This is a genomic window from Micromonospora sp. NPDC049051, assembly GCF_043197575.1.
Lineage (GTDB): Bacteria > Actinomycetota > Actinomycetes > Mycobacteriales > Micromonosporaceae > Micromonospora.
Genome location: NZ_JBICTL010000003.1, coordinates 136,261 through 153,836, shown reverse-complemented (window position 1 = coordinate 153,836; position 17,576 = coordinate 136,261). Strand labels below are relative to the sequence as shown.

The following is a 17,576-nucleotide window of genomic DNA, read 5'->3' as shown; positions in this document are numbered from 1 at the left end:
GCCCACCGCCGAGGGCTACGTGCCGGCGCCGCCCCGGTCGGAGGCGCGGGCACTTAGCAGCGCGATCCCGCACGCCGCGACGGCGCTCAGCGGGGCGATCAGGAAGCCGACGGTCACCTCCCCCGCCGCGTCCAGCACCAGGCCGGTCACCGCCGCCCCGCCCGCGCTACCCACCGAGAACGCCGTCGCCGCCCAGGCGAACGCCTCGGCCACCGTGCCGGTGGGTGCCACGTCGTCGATCGCGACGAAGGCAATGGTCAGCAGCGCCGGCAGCGCGAGCCCGCTGACCGCCATCAGCACCAGCATCGCGGCCGGCGCCGGGGTGAGCAGCAACGGCAGGTAGCCGGCGGCGAAGACGCCGACCACGCGCGGCAGGGTGGCGTACCGGCGCAGCCCGCCGAAGCGTACGTAGAGCAGGCCGCCGACCAGCGCCCCGGTGGCCTGCGCGGCGAGCAGCCAGCCCGCCCAGGAGCGCGCCCCGGCCGCCTCGGCGTATCCGGTCGCGGCGACGGTCACGCTTCCCACCGCCGCGCCGACCAGCAGCAGCGCCCCGAGGACCAGTCGGAGCCGGCCGGCGCGCAGCGGCCCGGCCCAGTGGCGTACCGCCGGCTCGCCCCGCCAGCGGCGCACCGCGTCGGTCGTGGCGAACCACGCGGTGCCGGCCGCCTGGAAGAGCGCGGCGGCGGCCAGACCGCCGGCCGGGCCGACCAGGCCCACGGCGGCGAGCGTGACCACCGGGCCGAGGATGAAGATCAGCTCCTGGACGGCGATGTCCAGGGTGTACGCGGTCTGCACCCGGTGCGCGGGGAGCAGGTCGCGCCAGAGCACCCGCAGGCACGACTCGAACGGCGGCGCGCCCGCCCCGGCCAGGGCGGCGGCGAACACGGTGACCGGCAGGTTCACGTGCGCGGCGGTGAGGGCGAAGCCGATCGTCGACGCCGTCACGGACAGCCACAGCACCGGCGGCTGGCGCCAGCGCTGCGCCATCCGGGCGAGCATCGGCTGGCCCACGGCGGTGCCGGCGGTGAACGCGCCGACCAGCAGGCCCGCCACGGTCAGGGTCATCGTCTCCCGGGCGAAGACGAGCAGGGCCAGCGGGGCCGCGCCGAGCGGGATCCGGCCGAGCAGGCTGGCCGCCAGGACCCGGGCGGTCTGCGGCACCCGCAGCACCGCGAGGGCGGAGGTGTCGGTGGGGTCGGCGGGCGGGTGGTCGGCGGGCGGTACGAGTTGGTCGTGATCGGGTCTGGGCATGACTGAACGCTCCCGAGGCGTGGCGGAGATGGACCGGAGGGCGGAGCGGGGGGTGCCGAGCCGGTCAGGGAACGTAGTCGGAGCGATCGTGGCCGTCGCCGTAGAGCGGGAGGTCCGGGGTGACCCAGAGGCCGTGCACGGCGGCGACGGCATACGGCGGGATCACGGTGGACAGTCTAGACCCGGACGCCGTCACCGCGGGGGCCAGCCGCACCGGATTGGCCCTGGCCACCCCGCCGACCCGCCTCCCTACGATGACTGCCCACGACTCGCCGCACCGCCGGGAGGACGTCATGCGGGAACGCTTCGCCGACCTGTCCACGCCGCTGATCGCCGACGCCTGCGTACGCCTCGGGGTGCCCCTGCGCGCCGCGCCGGCCGGGATCCGGGCGGTCGTTCCCGGTCACCGCCTCGTGGGCCGGGTGCTGCCCGTACGCCACCACGGCAGCGTGGACGTGTTCCTGGAGGCGTACGCGAGCGCCGCCCCGGGCGACGTGCTGGTGATCGACAACGGCGGCCGCAGCGACGAGGCGTGCGTCGGCGACCTGGCGGTGCTGGAGGGCGTCGCGGCCGGAATGGCCGGCCTCGTGGTGTGGGGCCTGCACCGGGACACCCCGGAGCTGGTGGAGATCGGCCTGCCCGTGTTCAGCTACGGCAGCCTCCCCCTCGGCCCGGTCCGGCTCGACCCGAGGGAGCCGGAGACGCTCGCCAGCGCCCGGTGCGGGCCGCACCTGGTGACCGCCGACGATCTCGTCGTCGCCGACGACGACGGGGTGCTGTTCCTGCCCGCCGCGCGGGCCACGGAGCTCTGCGCGGCGGCGGAGCGCATCCGGGACGTCGAGCGGATCCAGGCGCAACGGATCCGCGCCGGGGAGACGCTGCGCGAGCAGACGCACTTCGCCGACTATCTCGCCCGCCGGGCCGCCGACCCGACCTACACCTTCCGCCGGCACCTGCGGCGCGTCGGCGGGGCGATCGAGGAGTGACCGCGGAGGGTGGGCACGTGAGGGTGGTCATAGCGACTGGACGGGGCGGCACGGTGGGCTGCTAGCCTCGTCGGCAGGTCATGAGCGCCAGCGTCAAGCCCCGGCTCGCTGGCCGGCAACCCTCGTTCCGCGCAGGGGTGCCCCGGGTGAGGACCAGGCACCGGAGCGGATCCGGTGCAAGCGCGGCCTGGTTCCCAGGTCGGCACCGACCGAGGAGAGCCATGTCGTTCCGCATCTTCCCCCCACCGGTGGTTCCCGCCGTGCCCCCGACGTCGCCGGCGCTGACCCGACGCCGGCACATCGACACGATGCGGGTCTGCGCCACCTCGTGTCGCCCCGGCGACGCGCGCTAGGCGCGCCACCCCCTTCTTCCCGGAACCATCCCAGCGGTACGCCCATCGGGCGCACCGTCGGCGACACGCGCCCGTGTGCCCGTCGCCGCAGACACCTCATCGGAGACACCTGTGCGAATCCTCTCGTCCCTCACCCGGGCCGCCGCCCTCGGCGTGGCCGCCGTCCTCGCCGCCACCACGCTGACCGCCTGCGGTGACGACGCTGCCGGCGCGGCCGACAACCCGTACGGCCTGCTCCAGCCGGGCGTGCTGCGTGCCGGCACGCTCACCGACGCCCCGCCGAACGTCTATCTGAAGGACGGCAAGTTCACCGGCTTCGACAACGACCTGCTCATCGCGGTCGCCGAGAAGGTCGGCCTGAAGGTGGAGTTCGTCGGCACCGACTTCTCCGCTCTGCTCTCCCAGGTCAACAACCGCAAGTTCGACGTCGGCAGCTCCTCGATCACGATCACCGAGGCGCGCAAGAAGACCGTCGACTTCGGCAACGGCTACGACTTCGGCCACTTCGGACTCGACGTGCCGGCCGGCTCGTCGATCACCGGCTTCGACCAGCTCGCGGGCAAGCGGGTCGTGGTCGTGCAGGGCACCGTCCAGGACGACTACGCCACCGGCGAGGGGCTCGACCCGGTCCGGGTGCCCGACTACAACGGGGCGATCAACCAGCTCAAGGCCGGTACGGCCGACGCCTGGATCGCCCCGGCCGAGATCGGCGACAAGTCGGCCGCCGACAGCGGCGGAAAGATCGAGGTCGCGGCCAAGCTGCTCAGCCCGGCCCCCACGGCGTACGCGGTCGCCAAGGGCAACGACAAGCTGCGCGAGGCGCTCGACAAGGGCCTCGACGAGGTGATCGCGGACGGCACGTGGAGCCGCCTGCAGGCCCAGTACTACCCGGGCCGCCCGATCCCGGCCGACTTCACGCCGGGCAGCGGCACGGTGCCGGTGCCGTCGGCGTCGGCCACCTCCTGAGACGTAGCGACGACGAGCGAGCGGGGCGGTAGGAGCGACGATGGATCCGTTGAGCACCCTGTGGGAGACCTTCTTCGACTGGGACTCCATGCGCGAGGCGCTGCCCGAGATGGTGACGGTCGGGCTGCCCAACACGCTGATCCTGGCGTTCTCCGCCGCCCTGCTCGGCTCGGTGCTGGGTATGGCGCTGGCCGTCGCGGGCATCTCGCGTACGCGATGGTTGCGGTGGCCGGCGCGGGTCTACACCGACGTGTTCCGTGGCCTGCCCGCCGCGGCGACGATCCTGCTCATCGGCGTCGGCCTGGCGCCGCTGGGGATGCAGGTGTGGGGACCCAACCCGTATCCGCTGGGCATCCTCGCGCTGTCGCTGATCGCGGCGGCCTACATCGGCGAGATCTTCCGCTCCGGCATCCAGTCCGTGGAGGCCGCGCAGCTGGAGGGGGCCCGGGCGTTGGGCCTGTCCTGGGGTGAGGCGATGCGCCTGGTGATCGTGCCGCAGGGCATCCGCCGTGTGCTGCCGGCCTGGGTGAACCAGCTGATCGCGTTGATCAAGGACTCCAGCTTGGTCTACTTCCTCGGCCTGCTGGCCAGCCAGCGGGAGCTGTTCCGCATCGGGCAGGACTACGCGGCGAACACCGGCAACCAGTCGGCGCTGCTGCTGGCCGGGCTGTTCTATCTGACGCTGACGGTGCCGCTGACGCACGTCGTCAACTGGATCGACCGGCGGCTGCGCCACGGCCGGCAGGCCACCCCCGGTGACGCCGACGACGACCTCGACCTGGCGCTGCCGGGCGCGGCGGGAGGGAACCAGCGATGAGCATGGACACCACGACCTCGGTGAGCCTGAGCGTCCGCGACGTGCACCTGGCCTTCGGGTCGCACCGGGTGCTGCGCGGGGTGGATCTGGACGTGGCGCGTGGGGGTACGGCCTGCGTGATCGGCCCGTCCGGATCGGGCAAGTCCACCCTGCTGCGCACGATCAACCGGCTCATCGAGCCCGACCGCGGCGACGTGCTGCTCGACGGACGCAGCGTGCGGGGCGACGACCCGGACGCCCTGCGGCAGCGGGTGGGCATGGTCTTCCAGCAGTTCAACCTCTTTCCGCACATGAGTGTGCTGCGCAACGTCACCCTCGCGCTGCGCCGCACCCGCAAGCTCGGTGAGGACGAGGCGGTGGCCGTCGCCCGCGAGCACCTGGCGCTGGTGGGGCTGGCGGGCAGGGCGGACGCCCGCCCGGCGCACCTGTCCGGCGGGCAGCAGCAGCGGGTCGCGATCGCCCGCGCGCTGGCGCTGCGCCCGCAGGTGATGCTCTTCGACGAGGCGACCTCCGCCCTGGACCCGGAGCTGGTCAAGGGCGTGCTGGGGCTGATGGCCGAGTTGTCCGCCGGCGGCATGACGATGGTGGTGGTGACCCACGAGATGGGCTTCGCCCGCGAGGTCGCCGACACCGTGGCGTTCATGGACCGTGGCGTGGTGCTGGAGGCCGGCGAGCCGGCCGCGATCTTCGAGCGGGCGGAGCACCCCCGGCTGCGCCGCTTCCTCTCCCAGGTGCTCTGACGGCCGGCTAGCCCGCCACCTGCTCCGGCTGGCGGACGAGCTGGATCCGTGCGGTCGCCGTGGCCACCGCCACCGGCCGGCCGTCGGGCCCGACGAGCTCGCCGGCGAGGAAGCAGACCTCCCTGCCGCGCTGCACGACCCGCCCGCGGCCCACCAGCCGGCCGGGGCGGGCGGGGCGGAGGAACTGCACGTGGAGATCGAGGGTCGGCGCGAACTGGCCTTCGGGCAACGCCGCCACCAGTGCCGGCCCCAGGGTGTCGTCGAGCATCGCGGCCAGGAACCCGCCCTGGATCGCGCCCACCGGGTTCGTCAGGTGCTCGCCCGCCTGGAACGCCACCTCGATGGTCCCCCGCTCCGGCTCCACCGCGATCAGCTCCCAGCCGAGCACCACCGCCGCGGGTGGCGGTGACACCCGTCCCGCCAGCACGTCCCAGAACAGCCCACGCCTATCCGTGTCCGGCTCCATGCGCGACATTGAACATGCCACCACCGACACTTCCGGCGCTGCCCGGCTGGCACGCGGGGCCCACCGCCCCCGGACACGAGGGGGCTCGGGGCGCCCACGGCCGCTCCGACCTCGGCCGGCCTCTGGCGCGCAGCCGCATGTTGGCAATATCCTCCACTGCACACGTGGCGCTTGGCGCTCATTTTCACAGGGCTGCCCGCCGCGCCCCGGCCGCAGAGGAGATGCCTTGCACGTCGAAGATTCCGCACTGGACCGCCGGACCCTGCTGCGCGCCGGCCTCGGCGCCGCCACGGTCGCGGTCGTCGGCACTCAGCTCGCTCTTCCGGGCGCCGCGCAGGCGGACCCCGGCACCGACCTGGACTGGATCTACAGCTGCGACGAGTGGGGCGCGCGTCCGCCGGCGGACCCGCTGTCGGTCAGCGCCATCCCCACCAACAAGATCATCGTGCACCACATGGCGTTCCCCAACGTCACCGACTACTCCGAGGCGCAGGCGGTCAAGCTGGCCCGCGACTGCCAGAACCTGCACATGGACGGCAACGGCTGGTCCGACACCGGCCAGCACTTCACGATCAGCCGTGGCGGCTACGTCATGGAGGGCCGCCGGGGCAGCCTGGAGCGGTTGCGGGCCGGCGACCGGCAGATGATCTCGGCGCACTGCCCGGGTGAGAACGGCCGGGCCATCGGCATCGAGAACGAGGGCACGTACGTCACCGAGACGCCACCGGAGGCGCTGCTGGACTCGCTGGTCACGCTCTGCGCGACCATCTGCCGGCAGTACGGGCTGCACGCCCACGACATCTTCGGCCACTGGGACTTCCGCACCACGCTCTGCCCCGGCGCCGCCTTCTACGGGCAGTTCCCCACGCTGCGGCGCCGGGTGTTCGAGGCCCTCGGCACCGACCTCGCCGACGTGCCGGCCCGCCGCTGGCCGGACCTGTGGCGCTTCGTCGGCTCCCCGAGCGTCCGGGTGGTGCAGTACCTGCTGGCCCACCGCGGCTACGCGGTGCCGGTCAACAGCGTCTTCGACGCCGCCACCGTCGCCGCCGTGCAGGACTGGCAGCACCGCAACGGCATTCCGGTCGACGTCGACGCCACCCTCACCGCGCCCACCTGGGAGACCCTGGTGCCGGAGCTGGACAAGGACGCCACCGGGCTGCCCGTCACCGCCGTGCAGTTCCTGCTGAACTTCCAGGGTCGTGCCGAGGTCACCGCCACCGGCGAGTACGACCACCCGACCAAGATGGCCGTCAAGGACGTCCAGCGGCGGCACGGCCTGCCGGCCCACGGCAAGCTGGACGTCGACACCTGGTGCGCGATCGTCGGCGGCGTCGTACGCCGGTCGTTCCGCCACTGACCGCCGGCCGGCAGGCGGGGCGGTCCGGCCGGCGGGACACGAACGGCCAGCCGCGGGGCCGACGAGGCGACGCCGCCACGGGCCGCTGACCGCCGCGCGGCACGGGCTTCTCGCGCGGGGCTGGTGTAGCGGCGGCGGGAGCGGGTAGGGACCGCTGTCCGACGGGCCCGGGGCGACACCTCACCGGTGCGCCCCGGCCCGCAGCCGCCGGCCAGGGGGTGCACCCGAATGCTGTCGCCGCCTCCGCCTCCGCGGCCCGGTCGCCCCACCCGGTGGGCCGGCCCCGGCCCGAGCGCGCCCCGGCCGCGATGAACCGCGTCCGGAACCTGCGCGTACGCCCGGACCTGCTCTACGTGGCGAGCGGCTGGAGCACCCTGGTCACCGACGTCCGTGGCCGGATCACCGGCGCCGACCCGCAGGGCTTCTTCGCCCGCAACACCCGGGTACTGAGCACGGAACGCCTCAGCGTGGACGGTCGCGAGCCGGTCGCGTTCAGCACGGCCAACGTGGCGGGGCACGCCCAGCTCTCGTACGCCGCCCTCGGCGAGGGCGAGACGCTGCCCTCCCGCGCGTCCTACCTGCTGGTGGAGCGCTTCGTCGGCGCGGGGCTGCGTACCCGGCTCACCGTGGTCAGCTACGCGGCCGTGCCGCTGGACCTGCGGCTGCGCATCCACCTCGCCGCCGACTTCGCCGACACCAGCGAGGCCGAGACCGGCCGCCGGGTGCAGTCCGGCACGGTCGACGCGAGCTGGGACGACCGGGAGCGGGAACTGCGGCTCACCTACCGCTGCGACGGCCTCGACCGGGCGGTGGCGATCGGCGTCCGCGCCGACCTGCCCGTCTCGTACGCGGACGGCACCCTGACGGTCGACGTCGCGGTGCCGCCCCGGGGATCCGGCCGGGTGGAACTGCTCGTCGAACCGGTCTTCGACGGGCAGCGCCTCGCCGCCCCGCCGCCCACCTTCACCGACCCGGACGACGCCGCCGCGCGCGCCCGCGGCACCCTGGCCCGCGAACTCACCCGGCTCGCCAGCAGCAACTTCGACGTCACCGCCGCCTGGCGGTGCGCGGTCGACGACCTGTCCGTGCTGCCGCTCGGGGAACCGGAGGGGCCGACGGCGCCGATGGCCGGCCTGCCGATCTACCAGGAGATCTTCGGCCGCGACACGATGACCGCCTCGTGGCAGGCGCTGCTCGCCGGCTCGACGATGCTGGCGGACAGCCTGCGGCTCAACGCCCACCATCTCGGGCGGCGCATCGACGACTGGCGGGACGAGGAACCCGGCAAGCCGCTGCACGAGGCCCGGCGGGGCCCTTTGTCCCTGCTCGGGCTCGACCCGTTCGCCGGCTACTACGGCGACTGGTCGACCGCGCCGGACTTCCTGGTCTTCCTCGGCCAGTACCTGGCCTGGACCGGGGACCGTGACACGGTGCGGGAGCTGCTGCCGACCGCGCGGCGCGTCCTGGGCTGGATCGACCGGTACGGCGACCTCGACCGGGACGGCTTCCTGGAGTACCACCGCCGGTCCCCGCGCGGCCTGAAGAACCAGGGGTGGAAGGACTCGGACACCGCCATCGTCGACGAGCACGGCGAGGTGGTGCCGAACCCCATCGCGACCAGCGAGTTGCAGGCGTACTGGTACGCCGCGTTGCGGCACGCCGCGGTGGTGTTCGCCACGGCCGGGCACCCCGCGTTCGGCGCCGCGCTGCTCCGCCGGGCCGCCGCCCTGCGGCGCCGCTTCCACCGCGCCTACTGGATGCCGGAGCGCAACTGCTACGCGCTGGCGCTCGGGCCGGACAAGCGGCAGGTACGCTCGGTCAACTCCAACGACGGCCACCTGCTGGCCACCGGGATCGTGCCCGCCCGCCTCGCGCCCCTGGTCGCCGACCGGCTGCTCGCCCCCGACATGTTCAGCGGCTGGGGCGTGCGCACCCTGTCCTCGGCGCACCCGGCGTACAACCCGTTCAGCTATCACCGGGGCAGCGTCTGGCCGGTCGAGGCGGGCACCATCGGCCTGGGGCTGGCCCGGTACGGCTGCTGGGAGCACCTGCACCGGCTCGCGGAGGGGATGTTCTCGGCGGCGGCGCTCTTCACCGAACACCGCCTGCCCGAGGTGCTCAGCGGACTGCCCCGCGACGGAGCCCACCCGCATCCGGGCGTCTACCCCGACTCCTGTTCCCCGCAGGCCTGGTCCGCCAGCGCGGTCGTCGCGCTGATCCAGGCGCTGCTGGCCCTGCGCCCGGCCGCGCCGCTGCGGACGATCTTCGTCGACCCGCACCTGCCGGAGTGGCTGCCGGATCTCGTGCTGGAGGGCGTACGGGTCGGCGGTCGCACGGTCGACCTGACCGTACGACGCGGGCGCGGCGGGCGCACGTCGCTGCGCGCCCGCGGCGACCGGATCGCGGTGATCCGTCGGCCCACACTCCAGGCCTCGGCGATCCGGCACCGGTCCTGACCGGCTGCCGGAGCCGGGCCGGCCGGCGCAGCGCGGAAGGCGGCGGACACGGCCGACGGGGCTAGGATCCTGTCGTGGCCGATCAGGGGCTGATCCAGGACGACGAACGGTTGCGCCGCATCGAGGCCGTGACCGACGCGACGCTGTCCCGCCTCGACGCGGCCGACCTCTTCGACGAGCTCCTCGACCGCGTCCGGGACCTGCTCGACGTCGACACGGCGGCCATCCTCCTGCTGGACACGCACGCGCAGCAGCTCGTGGCCACCGCGGCCAAGGGGCTGGAGGAGGAGGTCCGGCAGGGCTTCCGCGTCGCCGTGGGACGCGGGTTCGCCGGCCGGATCGCCCTGACCCGGCAGCCGGTGATCGTCGAGGACGTCACCTCCGGGGTCGTGGTCAACCCGGTCCTGCTGGCGATGGGGCTGCGGTCGCTGCTCGGCGTGCCCATGTTCGCCCGGGGCGAGCTGATCGGCGTGCTGCACGTCGGCACGCTGGGCCAACGCCGGTTCACCGCCGACGACGTACGGCTGTTGGAGCTGGTCGCCGACCGGGCCAGCCTGGCCAACCTCGCCCGGTCCAACAACCTCGACCAGAACGCCGCCCTCGCCCTGCAACGCAGCCTGCTGCCCACCCAGCTGCCCCACGTGCCGGGCCTCGACATGGCCGCCCGGTACGTGCCCGGGCACGTCGCCGGCATCGGCGGCGACTGGTACGACGTGTTCGTCCTGCCCTCTGGCTGGCTCGGCCTGGTCATCGGCGACGTGTCGGGCCACGGCCTGCAGTCGGCGGTGATCATGGGTCGCGTCCGCAGCGCGCTGCGCGCGTACGCGCTGGTGTGCGACGACCCCGCGGAGGCGTTGACGCTCCTCGACCGCAAGGTCAGCCACTTCGAGGCCGGCAACCTCACCACCGCGCTCTACGCCATGATCTCCCCGGACCGGACCCGCATCCGGCTCTCCTCCGCCGGGCACCTGCGCCCCGTGCTCGCCGTGCCGGGCCGGCGGGGCGCACCCGTCGAGGTGCACGCCGATCCCCCGCTCGGCACGGGTCGCCGGCCGCCGCCCCGGCAGAGCGCGGAGGCGGACCTCCCGCCGGGCGCCGTGCTGGTCTGCTTCACCGACGGCCTGGTGGAACGCCGCCACGAGGTCATCGACGTCGGCCTCGAACAGCTCGCCGGCGTGGTACGGACGGCCCCGGCCGAGGAGGTCTGCGCCACGGTCATGCGCACCCTCGGCGCCGAGCAGCCGACCGACGACATAGCCGTGCTGGTCGTCCACCGCCTCCCGACGCCGACCTGATCCGCTCGCCGACCGTCGCCGGCGCCGGTCGGCTGGCCCCGGCCCGTTTGACGGGCGACGATCGCGGAAAGAGTGGCGGGCATGAAGTGGGCAAGCCGTGCCGTACCCGCCGCCGTCGCCGCCGTCGCGGCCCTCGCCGCGCGTGACCTGATCCAGCGCGACCACGCGTTGCTGCGTACCTTCCCGGTCCTCGGCCGGGCCCGGTACCTGCTCGAGTCCATCGGGCCGGAGCTGCGCCAGTACATCGTCGCGGGCAACAACGAGGAGCGGCCGTTCACCCGTGACCAGCGCCGCTGGGTGTACGCCTCGGCGAAGCAGCAGAACAACTACTTCGGCTTCGGTACCGACAACGACATCGAGTTCACCCCCGGATATCCGATCGTCAAGCACCGCACCTTCGGTCGGGCCGTCCCGCCGTCGGCGCCCGGCGCCGGGCACGACGTGCGGCTGCCGTGCGCGAAGGTGCTCGGCGCCGCCCGTGGGCGCGCCCGCGCCTTCCGGCCCGAGTCGGTGGTGAACATCTCCGCGATGAGCTTCGGGTCGTTGTCCGGCAACGCCGTGGAGGCGCTCAACCGGGGCGCGGCCCTGGCCGGCTGCCTGCACAACACCGGAGAGGGCGGGCTGTCGCCGTACCATCGCAAGGGTGGTGACCTGGTCTTCCAGATCGGCACCGCGTACTTCGGCTGCCGCGACGAACACGGCCGGTTCAGCCTGGAGCGGCTCAAGGACCTCGTCGCCGGGGCGCCGGTACGGGCGCTGGAGGTCAAACTGAGCCAGGGCGCGAAGCCCAGCCTCGGGGGCCTGCTACCGGCGGCCAAGGTCTCCGCCGAGATCGCCGCGACCCGGGGCATCCCGCAGGGCCGCGACTGCGTCAGCCCGTCCCGGCACGCCGAGTTCTCCGACTGCGACAGCCTGCTCGACTGGGTGGAGCTGCTCGCCGCCGAGACCGGCCTGCCGGTCGGCATCAAGTCCGCGGTCGGCGACCTCGGCTTCTGGGAGGAGCTGACCACCCTGATGCGCGACACCGGGCGCGGGGTCGACTTCGTCACCGTCGACGGCGGCGAGGGCGGCACCGGAGCCGCGCCGCTGATCTTCACGGACTCCGTGTCCCTGCCGTTCCAGCAGGGCTTCGCCCGGGTCTACAAGGTGTTCGCCGAGCGCGACCTGCACGAGCAGGTGGTCTTCGTCGGCGCCGGCAAGCTCGGCCTGCCCGACAACGCGGTGGTGGCGTTCGCGCTCGGCTGCGACATGGTCAACGTCGGCCGGGAGGCGATGCTGGCGATCGGCTGCATCCAGGCCCAGAAATGCCACACCGACACCTGCCCCACCGGCGTCGCCACCCAGAACCCGTGGCTCGCCCGGGGCGTGGACCCGGGCTCGAAGTCGGTCCGGGCGGCCAACTACATCCGGACGCTGCGCCGGGACCTCGTCAAGGTCGCCGAGGCGTGCGGCGTCGAGCACCCCGGCCTCATCGACACCGACGCGATCGAGATCCTCGACGGCCGCACCGCCTCCCACCCCCTGCACGAGGTGTACGGCTACCGCCCCGAGTGGGGCCTGCCGTCGGCCGCCGACCGGGCGGAGATCGTCCGGCTCATGACGGCGGAGGCCCCGCAGGGCGGCACCGCCCCGCCCTCGGCGACCGCGACGTCCTGAGCCGGCTCCGCGCGACGCCACAGAGGTGGGTGCGCGGTGGAGGTCTAGCGGTGCGCGTCGGCGCTGCCGCGCAACAGCCGCAGCTTGGCGCGTACGCCGTCGGCGTCGGGGTGTCCGAGGTCCAGCAGGATCTCCAGCGCCGCCCGCCAGGCCGTACGGGCGGCGGTGGCCGCACCGCCGGCGAGGTGGCTGTCGCCCAGGTGGACGAGCACCTCGGCCTCGTGGTGCCGATCGCCGGTCTCCCGCAGCAGGTCGACGGCCGCCTGGTAGCAGTCCGCGGCCCGGGCGAAGCACCCGAGATGGTGGTGGGCGTAGCCGAGGCTGTCCAGGGTGGCCGCCTCGCTGTACCGGTCGCCGAGTTCGCGCAGCAGCGTGAGGGCCTCCCCGCAGCAGATCAGGGTGCCCTGGCAGTCGCCGAGCAGCCCCCGGTACCAGCCGACGGCGTTGAGGCTGTCCGCCTGCCCGGCCCGGTGGTCGGCGGCCTGGAAAAGTTCCAGGGCCCGCTCGGAGTTGCGCAGCGCGTCGGTAAGCCGTCCCGCTCCCTCATCCATCCAGCTCAGCCCGCGGTAGGTGTGGGCCTGGCCCACCGGGTCGCCGAGGTCGGCGTACACCCTGAGGGCGCCTCGGAGGTGACGTTCCGCCTGGCCGTGGTCGCCGAGTCGGGTGAACGCCCGGCCCAGGTAGCGGTGCACGTACGCCTCCTGCCGTGACCCGTCGGGCAGGCGACGGGCGGCTTGCAGGGCGGCGCGCTGGGTCGCGACGAGGTCGTGCCAGTGGCCCTGCCGGTCGAAGAACGTCACCAGCACCCACGCCAACGACCAGGTACGGGCGTGCGCCCCGGCCGCCACGGCTTGGCGGAGGGCGGCGAGTATCGCGGGCCGCTCCGCCTCGAACCAGGCGAGTGCGCCAGCGGAGTCGGCGGGGGCGTCGATCGTCACCCCCGGTCGGCAGGGGTCGAGGGCGACGTTGTCCCGGTGCGGATCCAGTACCTGGTCCATGGCGTGGGCGCTGTGCAGGTAGTGGTCGAGCGTCCGGTGCACCGCCGCGGCGCGTTCGGCGCCCGGCTCCTCGGCGTGCGCCTGCTCGCAGGCGTAGACGCGCAGCAGGTCGTGCAGGGCGTACCGGCCCGGGGAGTGTTCGGCGAGCATGTGCGCGCGGGTCAGGTCGGCCAGCAGGGTCCGCGCCCGCGGTGCCGGGACGGCCGCGAGGCTGGCTGCGGCGGACGCGGTGACGTCTGGACCGGGGTGCACCCCGAGCAGCCGGAAGAGCCGGGCCGCCGCCGGCGGGAGCGCCCGGTACGACCAGGAGAAGACGGCCCGGACACGGCTCGCCGGATCACCCGTGTCGAGGACGTCCAGCCGGTGGTCGGCCTGCTCGAGTTCGTCGGCGATGACCCCGAGCGCGAAGCCGGTCTCGTCGGCGCGGGCGGCGGCGACGGCCAGGGCGAGCGGCAGCCGCGCGCAGGCCGTGACGAGCCGCTCGACAGCTTCGGGCTCGGCCGCGATCCGCTCCGGCCCGAGTCGTCGGGTGAGCAACCGGGCGGCGTCCGTCGCGGACAGCAGCTCGACGGTGAGGGGATGGGCGCCGTCGGTGGCGACCAGGCCGGTGAGCTGTCTGCGGCTGGTGACCACGACCATGGCGGTCGAGGTGCCGGGCAACAGGGGCCGTACGTGGTCGGCGTCGCGGGCGTTGTCCAGCACGACCAGGACCCGTTTCTGCGCCAGCAGGGTGCGGTAGAGGGCGGCCTGCGCGTGCAGGTCCGGCGGGATCCGGTCGGGCGGTACGCCGAGGGCGTCGAGGAATCCACGGACCGCCTCGGCGGGGCCCAGCAATCCGCCCGGGGCGAATCCCCGCAGGTTCACGAAGAGCTGGCCGTCGGGGAACCGGTCGGCCACGCGGTGCGCCCACCGTACGGCCAGCGTGGTCTTGCCGACCCCCGCGGTGCCGGAGACGGCGACGACGACACCGGACGTCACCTGGCGCCCGGCCGTGTGCAGGATCCGGTCGAGCTGGTCGATCTCGTCGCCCCGGCCGCTGAAGCCGCGCACGTCGGCCGGCAGTTGGGCGGGCACCGCCCGGTCGCGTGGTTCGGCCGGGAGCGTCGTCTGATCGGGCTCGCCGGGCGGGGCCGCCTGATCGGGGTCGGTCTGCGGGCCGGCCTGGTCGAGGTCGCCGTGCAGGGCCGCCTGGTGCAACTGCCGCAGCTCCGGCCCGGGATCGACGCCGAACTGCTCGGCCAGCCGCTGCCGCAGCGTCGCGTAGCAGTCGAACACCTCGGACAGGCGGCCGGCCCGCGCGAGTGCCCGCATCAGCACCGCCGCCAGCGGCTCGGCGACCGGATAGTCGTCCAGCAGGGCCCGCACCCGGCTGATCATCCGGGCATGGTGGCCCAACCTGAGGGCGGTCCGCGCCCAGTCCACCGCGGCGTCCAGCCGTTCCAGACCCCAACCGTCGCGCATCCGTGCCGGCCACTCGCCGGAGAGGTCCGCCAGGGCCGGGCCCCGCCACAGCTCCAGGGCCTCCCCCAGCAGCGCGGCCCGCTCGGCGTCCGGGCGGCGCCGGGCCGCGCCGACCAGTGCGCGGAACCGCAACAGGTCCACCTGCTGGAGATCGGCCCGCAACACGTAGCCGTTGCCGCGGTGCACCAGGGTCACGGGCGGCTGTTTCTCCTCGGCGGCGTGGGCCGCCTGGAGCAGGCGCCGGATCATGGCGATGTGGGCGTGGATCGCCGCACGCGGTTGGGCGGGCGGCCGTTCGCCCCAGATCCGCTCGATCAGGGTCTCGGTCAACACCGGACGGCCCGCGTCGAGCGCCAGGGCGGCGAGGGCGACACGTCGCTGCGGTGGCCCGATGTCCAGCCCGTGCGTGCCGGCCCAGACCTCCACCGGCCCGAGCAGCCGAATGTCCATCAACGCCCCCGTCGACAACGCATTCACCGGGCTCTATGACAACACAGGCCGCGCCAAGAACGCACCAAGCCCGGCACCAAGGACCCGGCCACATCATCGAGTGGTCAGCAGCCAGCACCGACGCGGACCAGAGCTGGAGCCACCGGACGGGCGTACCGCACCCGGACGGGAACGGTGGCGTCGATGCCAGTCCGAAAGGGAGTGTTTCATGCCACAAAGGACCGAAGGTCCGGCACGACGGGCCGTGCGAGTCGGTTCCTCGCTCGCCGTGCTCGCTTCCGCCGCCGTGCTCGGCACCACGCTCACGGCCACGCCCGCCAGCGCCGACCCCTGCCCCAGCGGCGCGCTGTGCGCGTACACCCAGTACGACTGGGGCGGCGCGCCCGGCACGGTCTACGGCGACAACACCAACCTGTTGCAGTACACGAAGTTCGCCAACGCCGCCTCGCTCTACAACAACGGCGGCTCCTGCAACGTCACCGTCTACTACAACACCGGGTACCGCGCGCCGTCCTACAACCTGAACCGGGGTACCGGCTGGCGGCGGCTGGGCAGCAACCTGTACCACCACGTCGGCTCGAACAGGTGGTGCCTCTACTGAGCGCCCTGAGATGAATCCGCAGCGATGGGCGCGGGTGGTCCTGCTTCCCGTCCTGCTGGGGGTGGTCGGGTGCGGTAGCGCACCCGGCCACACCACCGCCCCGGTGGAACTCCCCCGGCCCCTGGACGGTGTCACGTACTTCACCAGCGCCGAAAACTCAGCCCTGCACGACGCGCACGAGCAACTCGTCACCCGGTGCATGCGGGACAGGGGGTTCGCGTACCAGCAGGTCCCGCTCTCGCCGGCGACGCGACTGCGCGACCTCAATCCCTACGGGCTGCTCAGCAGGCACCAGGCCAGGACGGACGGATACCGGATCACCAGTTCCCTGGCCGAGGAGGCGAAGGCCGCGACGCGGCCGGCTCCGGGGTCGACGTCGTCGCCGGCGTGGAATGCGGCGCTGCTCGGCACCGACTCCCACCGGGTGACCGTCCAGCTCCCGGAAGACCACGAGATGTTCTACAACAGCGACGGGTGCACCCATCAGGCCACCGCCACGCTGTACAGCGCCGACTGGCAACGGTTGTACGACACGTTCCAGGTGCTGGCCAACCGGGTGGTCGAGACGGTGAACCAGGATGCGGAGTTCGTGCACGCCCAGTCCGCCTGGTCGGCATGCATGACACGGGCGGGGCAACCGTCCCGGACGTTCGACGAGGCGCGCGGCCGGATCGACGCCGCCTTCAAGAGGGCAGCCGAGGACCGCGCCGACCTGATGCCGGTCGTCAGGCAGGAACTCGCCACGGCCACGGCCGACGCCGCCTGCCAGGACGAGACCGGCATGGTCGAGGTCGTCCGCGCGGCACAGGGCCGCGCGGAGGCCACGGTCCTGGACACGCCCCGACAGGAGCAACTCGGTGAACTCCGACGGCTGCGGGCGGACGCGCTGCGACGCGTCACGACGCCGCCCGGAGCGACCCCGCGCTGAGGCCGGCGGGCGCGACCGGACCTGCCGAGGTGACCTCGACGAACGGCGACCCGTCGAGGTCACCTCGGCGGTACGACGGGAGCGGCCCTCGGCGCGCGGCACGAGTGACAACCACCGCCCGGACCGCTGCCGCCGGGACGCGGACGCGGACCAGGCGGCCGGCGCGACCACGCCGATAATGGCGCGCACCGGGGAGGCCGCCGCACCTATCGTGGCGCCGTGCTGATCAGACGCGAGACCCCTGCCGACGTCGACGCGATCCGGGCGGTGCACCTGGCCGCCTTCGCCGATCCGGCGAAGCCGGACAGCGTACCTGTCGAGGCGGGGTTGGTGGACGCCCTGCGGACGGACGGCGGGTGGCTGCCGGCCCTCAGCCTCGTCGCGGCCGACGAGGCCGGACGGGTGGTCGGGCACGTCGTGTGCACCCGGGGCCACGTCGCCGGCGAGCCGGTCGCGCTGGGGTTGGGCCCGCTCGGCGTGCTGCCGGCCTGGCAGCGGCGCGGGGTCGGCTCCGCGCTGATGCACGCGGTGCTCGGTGCCGCCGACGCGCGCGACGAGGCCCTGGTGGTGCTGCTCGGGCATCCCGACTACTACCCGCGCTTCGGGTTCCGCCCCGCGGTCGACCTCGGCGTCACGCCGCCGCAGCCGTGGGGGCCGCAATACTTCATGGCCCGCCCGCTGAGCGCGTGGCGGTCCTCGATCCGCGGCGGGTTCCGCTACGCCCGCCCCTTTGACGAGCTGTAAACCGCCGCGCCCGTCGGTCGCACGGCCACGGGTGCCTCCGGGGACGCTCGC

15 protein-coding genes and 1 riboswitch are annotated in these 17,576 nt (G+C 73.9%); of the genes, 12 read left to right on the top strand and 3 right to left on the bottom strand.

Annotation, left to right across the window (positions count from 1 at the left end):
- Positions 1 to 15 precede the first annotated feature (15 nt).
- A complete protein-coding gene (locus tag ACGFIR_RS12830; RefSeq protein WP_393144912.1) occupies positions 16 to 1,251 on the bottom strand; it encodes an MFS transporter in 1,236 nt (411 codons plus the stop codon).
- 254 nt (positions 1,252 to 1,505) lie between these two features.
- Between ACGFIR_RS12830 and ACGFIR_RS12825 the strand changes: the two genes are divergently transcribed.
- The 5 genes from ACGFIR_RS12825 to ACGFIR_RS12805 all read left to right on the top strand — a co-directional run bounded on the left by ACGFIR_RS12825 (position 1,506) and on the right by ACGFIR_RS12805 (position 5,113).
- Positions 1,506 to 2,237, top strand: a complete 732-nt coding sequence (locus tag ACGFIR_RS12825; RefSeq protein WP_393144910.1) for an RraA family protein — start codon at positions 1,506 to 1,508, stop codon at positions 2,235 to 2,237.
- Positions 2,238 to 2,313: 76 nt separating this feature from the next.
- Positions 2,314 to 2,426: riboswitch (SAM riboswitch) on the top strand.
- A 32-nt stretch (positions 2,427 to 2,458) separates the two neighbouring features.
- Positions 2,459 to 2,590, top strand: coding sequence for a hypothetical protein (locus ACGFIR_RS12820; RefSeq protein WP_393007435.1), 132 nt, complete (start codon positions 2,459 to 2,461; stop codon positions 2,588 to 2,590).
- Positions 2,591 to 2,701: 111 nt separating this feature from the next.
- Positions 2,702 to 3,556: an ABC transporter substrate-binding protein gene (locus ACGFIR_RS12815; protein ID WP_393144908.1), complete on the top strand. Its 855-nt coding sequence runs from the start codon at positions 2,702 to 2,704 to the stop codon at positions 3,554 to 3,556.
- Positions 3,557 to 3,596: 40 nt separating this feature from the next.
- Complete coding sequence (locus ACGFIR_RS12810; protein WP_393144906.1) at positions 3,597 to 4,373, top strand: amino acid ABC transporter permease; 777 nt, start codon at positions 3,597 to 3,599, stop codon at positions 4,371 to 4,373.
- Positions 4,374 to 4,375: 2 nt separating this feature from the next.
- A complete protein-coding gene (locus ACGFIR_RS12805; protein WP_393145803.1) occupies positions 4,376 to 5,113 on the top strand; it encodes an amino acid ABC transporter ATP-binding protein in 738 nt (245 codons plus the stop codon).
- A 7-nt stretch (positions 5,114 to 5,120) separates the two neighbouring features.
- Here ACGFIR_RS12805 and ACGFIR_RS12800 read toward each other — a convergent pair whose 3' ends face one another.
- Positions 5,121 to 5,579 carry a PaaI family thioesterase gene (locus ACGFIR_RS12800; RefSeq protein ID WP_393007383.1) on the bottom strand — a complete coding sequence of 153 codons (459 nt, stop codon included), beginning with the start codon at positions 5,577 to 5,579 and terminating at the stop codon, positions 5,121 to 5,123.
- Positions 5,580 to 5,805: 226 nt separating this feature from the next.
- Between ACGFIR_RS12800 and ACGFIR_RS12795 the strand changes: the two genes are divergently transcribed.
- The 4 genes from ACGFIR_RS12795 to ACGFIR_RS12780 all read left to right on the top strand — a co-directional run bounded on the left by ACGFIR_RS12795 (position 5,806) and on the right by ACGFIR_RS12780 (position 12,343).
- Positions 5,806 to 6,936, top strand: a complete 1,131-nt coding sequence (locus ACGFIR_RS12795) for a peptidoglycan-binding protein (protein ID WP_393144904.1) — start codon at positions 5,806 to 5,808, stop codon at positions 6,934 to 6,936.
- 308 nt (positions 6,937 to 7,244) lie between these two features.
- The gene (locus ACGFIR_RS12790; RefSeq protein ID WP_393007379.1) at positions 7,245 to 9,392 is read left to right on the top strand and encodes a glycogen debranching N-terminal domain-containing protein; all 2,148 of its coding nucleotides are present in this window, start codon (positions 7,245 to 7,247) and stop codon (positions 9,390 to 9,392) included.
- Between the two features lie 74 nt (positions 9,393 to 9,466).
- Positions 9,467 to 10,687: a PP2C family protein-serine/threonine phosphatase gene (locus tag ACGFIR_RS12785; RefSeq protein ID WP_393144902.1), complete on the top strand. Its 1,221-nt coding sequence runs from the start codon at positions 9,467 to 9,469 to the stop codon at positions 10,685 to 10,687.
- 81 nt (positions 10,688 to 10,768) lie between these two features.
- Complete coding sequence (locus ACGFIR_RS12780; protein ID WP_393144900.1) at positions 10,769 to 12,343, top strand: glutamate synthase-related protein; 1,575 nt, start codon at positions 10,769 to 10,771, stop codon at positions 12,341 to 12,343.
- Between the two features lie 44 nt (positions 12,344 to 12,387).
- Here ACGFIR_RS12780 and ACGFIR_RS12775 read toward each other — a convergent pair whose 3' ends face one another.
- Positions 12,388 to 15,252: a BTAD domain-containing putative transcriptional regulator gene (locus tag ACGFIR_RS12775; RefSeq protein ID WP_393144898.1), complete on the bottom strand. Its 2,865-nt coding sequence runs from the start codon at positions 15,250 to 15,252 to the stop codon at positions 12,388 to 12,390.
- A 244-nt stretch (positions 15,253 to 15,496) separates the two neighbouring features.
- Between ACGFIR_RS12775 and ACGFIR_RS12770 the strand changes: the two genes are divergently transcribed.
- The 3 genes from ACGFIR_RS12770 to ACGFIR_RS12760 all read left to right on the top strand — a co-directional run bounded on the left by ACGFIR_RS12770 (position 15,497) and on the right by ACGFIR_RS12760 (position 17,525).
- A complete protein-coding gene (locus tag ACGFIR_RS12770; protein WP_393007371.1) occupies positions 15,497 to 15,853 on the top strand; it encodes a peptidase inhibitor family I36 protein in 357 nt (118 codons plus the stop codon).
- Positions 15,854 to 15,863: 10 nt separating this feature from the next.
- Positions 15,864 to 16,781, top strand: coding sequence for a hypothetical protein (locus ACGFIR_RS12765; RefSeq protein WP_393144896.1), 918 nt, complete (start codon positions 15,864 to 15,866; stop codon positions 16,779 to 16,781).
- Between the two features lie 219 nt (positions 16,782 to 17,000).
- A complete protein-coding gene (locus ACGFIR_RS12760) occupies positions 17,001 to 17,525 on the top strand; it encodes a GNAT family N-acetyltransferase (RefSeq protein WP_393007367.1) in 525 nt (174 codons plus the stop codon).
- The last annotated feature ends 51 nt before the right edge of the window (positions 17,526 to 17,576 follow it).

What these genes read in the sequence shown, in the direction of transcription:
- ACGFIR_RS12830 (WP_393144912.1), bottom strand. Translation starts at nt 1,251, where the DNA reads ATGCCCAGACCCGATCACGACCAACTCGTACCGCCCGCCGACCACCCG.
- ACGFIR_RS12780 (WP_393144900.1), top strand. Translation starts at nt 10,769, where the DNA reads ATGAAGTGGGCAAGCCGTGCCGTACCCGCCGCCGTCGCCGCCGTCGCG.
- ACGFIR_RS12775 (WP_393144898.1), bottom strand. Translation starts at nt 15,252, where the DNA reads ATGGACATTCGGCTGCTCGGGCCGGTGGAGGTCTGGGCCGGCACGCAC.
- ACGFIR_RS12800 (WP_393007383.1), bottom strand. Translation starts at nt 5,579, where the DNA reads ATGGAGCCGGACACGGATAGGCGTGGGCTGTTCTGGGACGTGCTGGCG.
- ACGFIR_RS12790 (WP_393007379.1), top strand. Translation starts at nt 7,245, where the DNA reads ATGAACCGCGTCCGGAACCTGCGCGTACGCCCGGACCTGCTCTACGTG.
- ACGFIR_RS12810 (WP_393144906.1), top strand. Translation starts at nt 3,597, where the DNA reads ATGGATCCGTTGAGCACCCTGTGGGAGACCTTCTTCGACTGGGACTCC.
- ACGFIR_RS12825 (WP_393144910.1), top strand. Translation starts at nt 1,506, where the DNA reads ATGACTGCCCACGACTCGCCGCACCGCCGGGAGGACGTCATGCGGGAA.
- ACGFIR_RS12765 (WP_393144896.1), top strand. Translation starts at nt 15,864, where the DNA reads ATGAATCCGCAGCGATGGGCGCGGGTGGTCCTGCTTCCCGTCCTGCTG.
- ACGFIR_RS12820 (WP_393007435.1), top strand. Translation starts at nt 2,459, where the DNA reads ATGTCGTTCCGCATCTTCCCCCCACCGGTGGTTCCCGCCGTGCCCCCG.
- ACGFIR_RS12805 (WP_393145803.1), top strand. Translation starts at nt 4,376, where the DNA reads ATGGACACCACGACCTCGGTGAGCCTGAGCGTCCGCGACGTGCACCTG.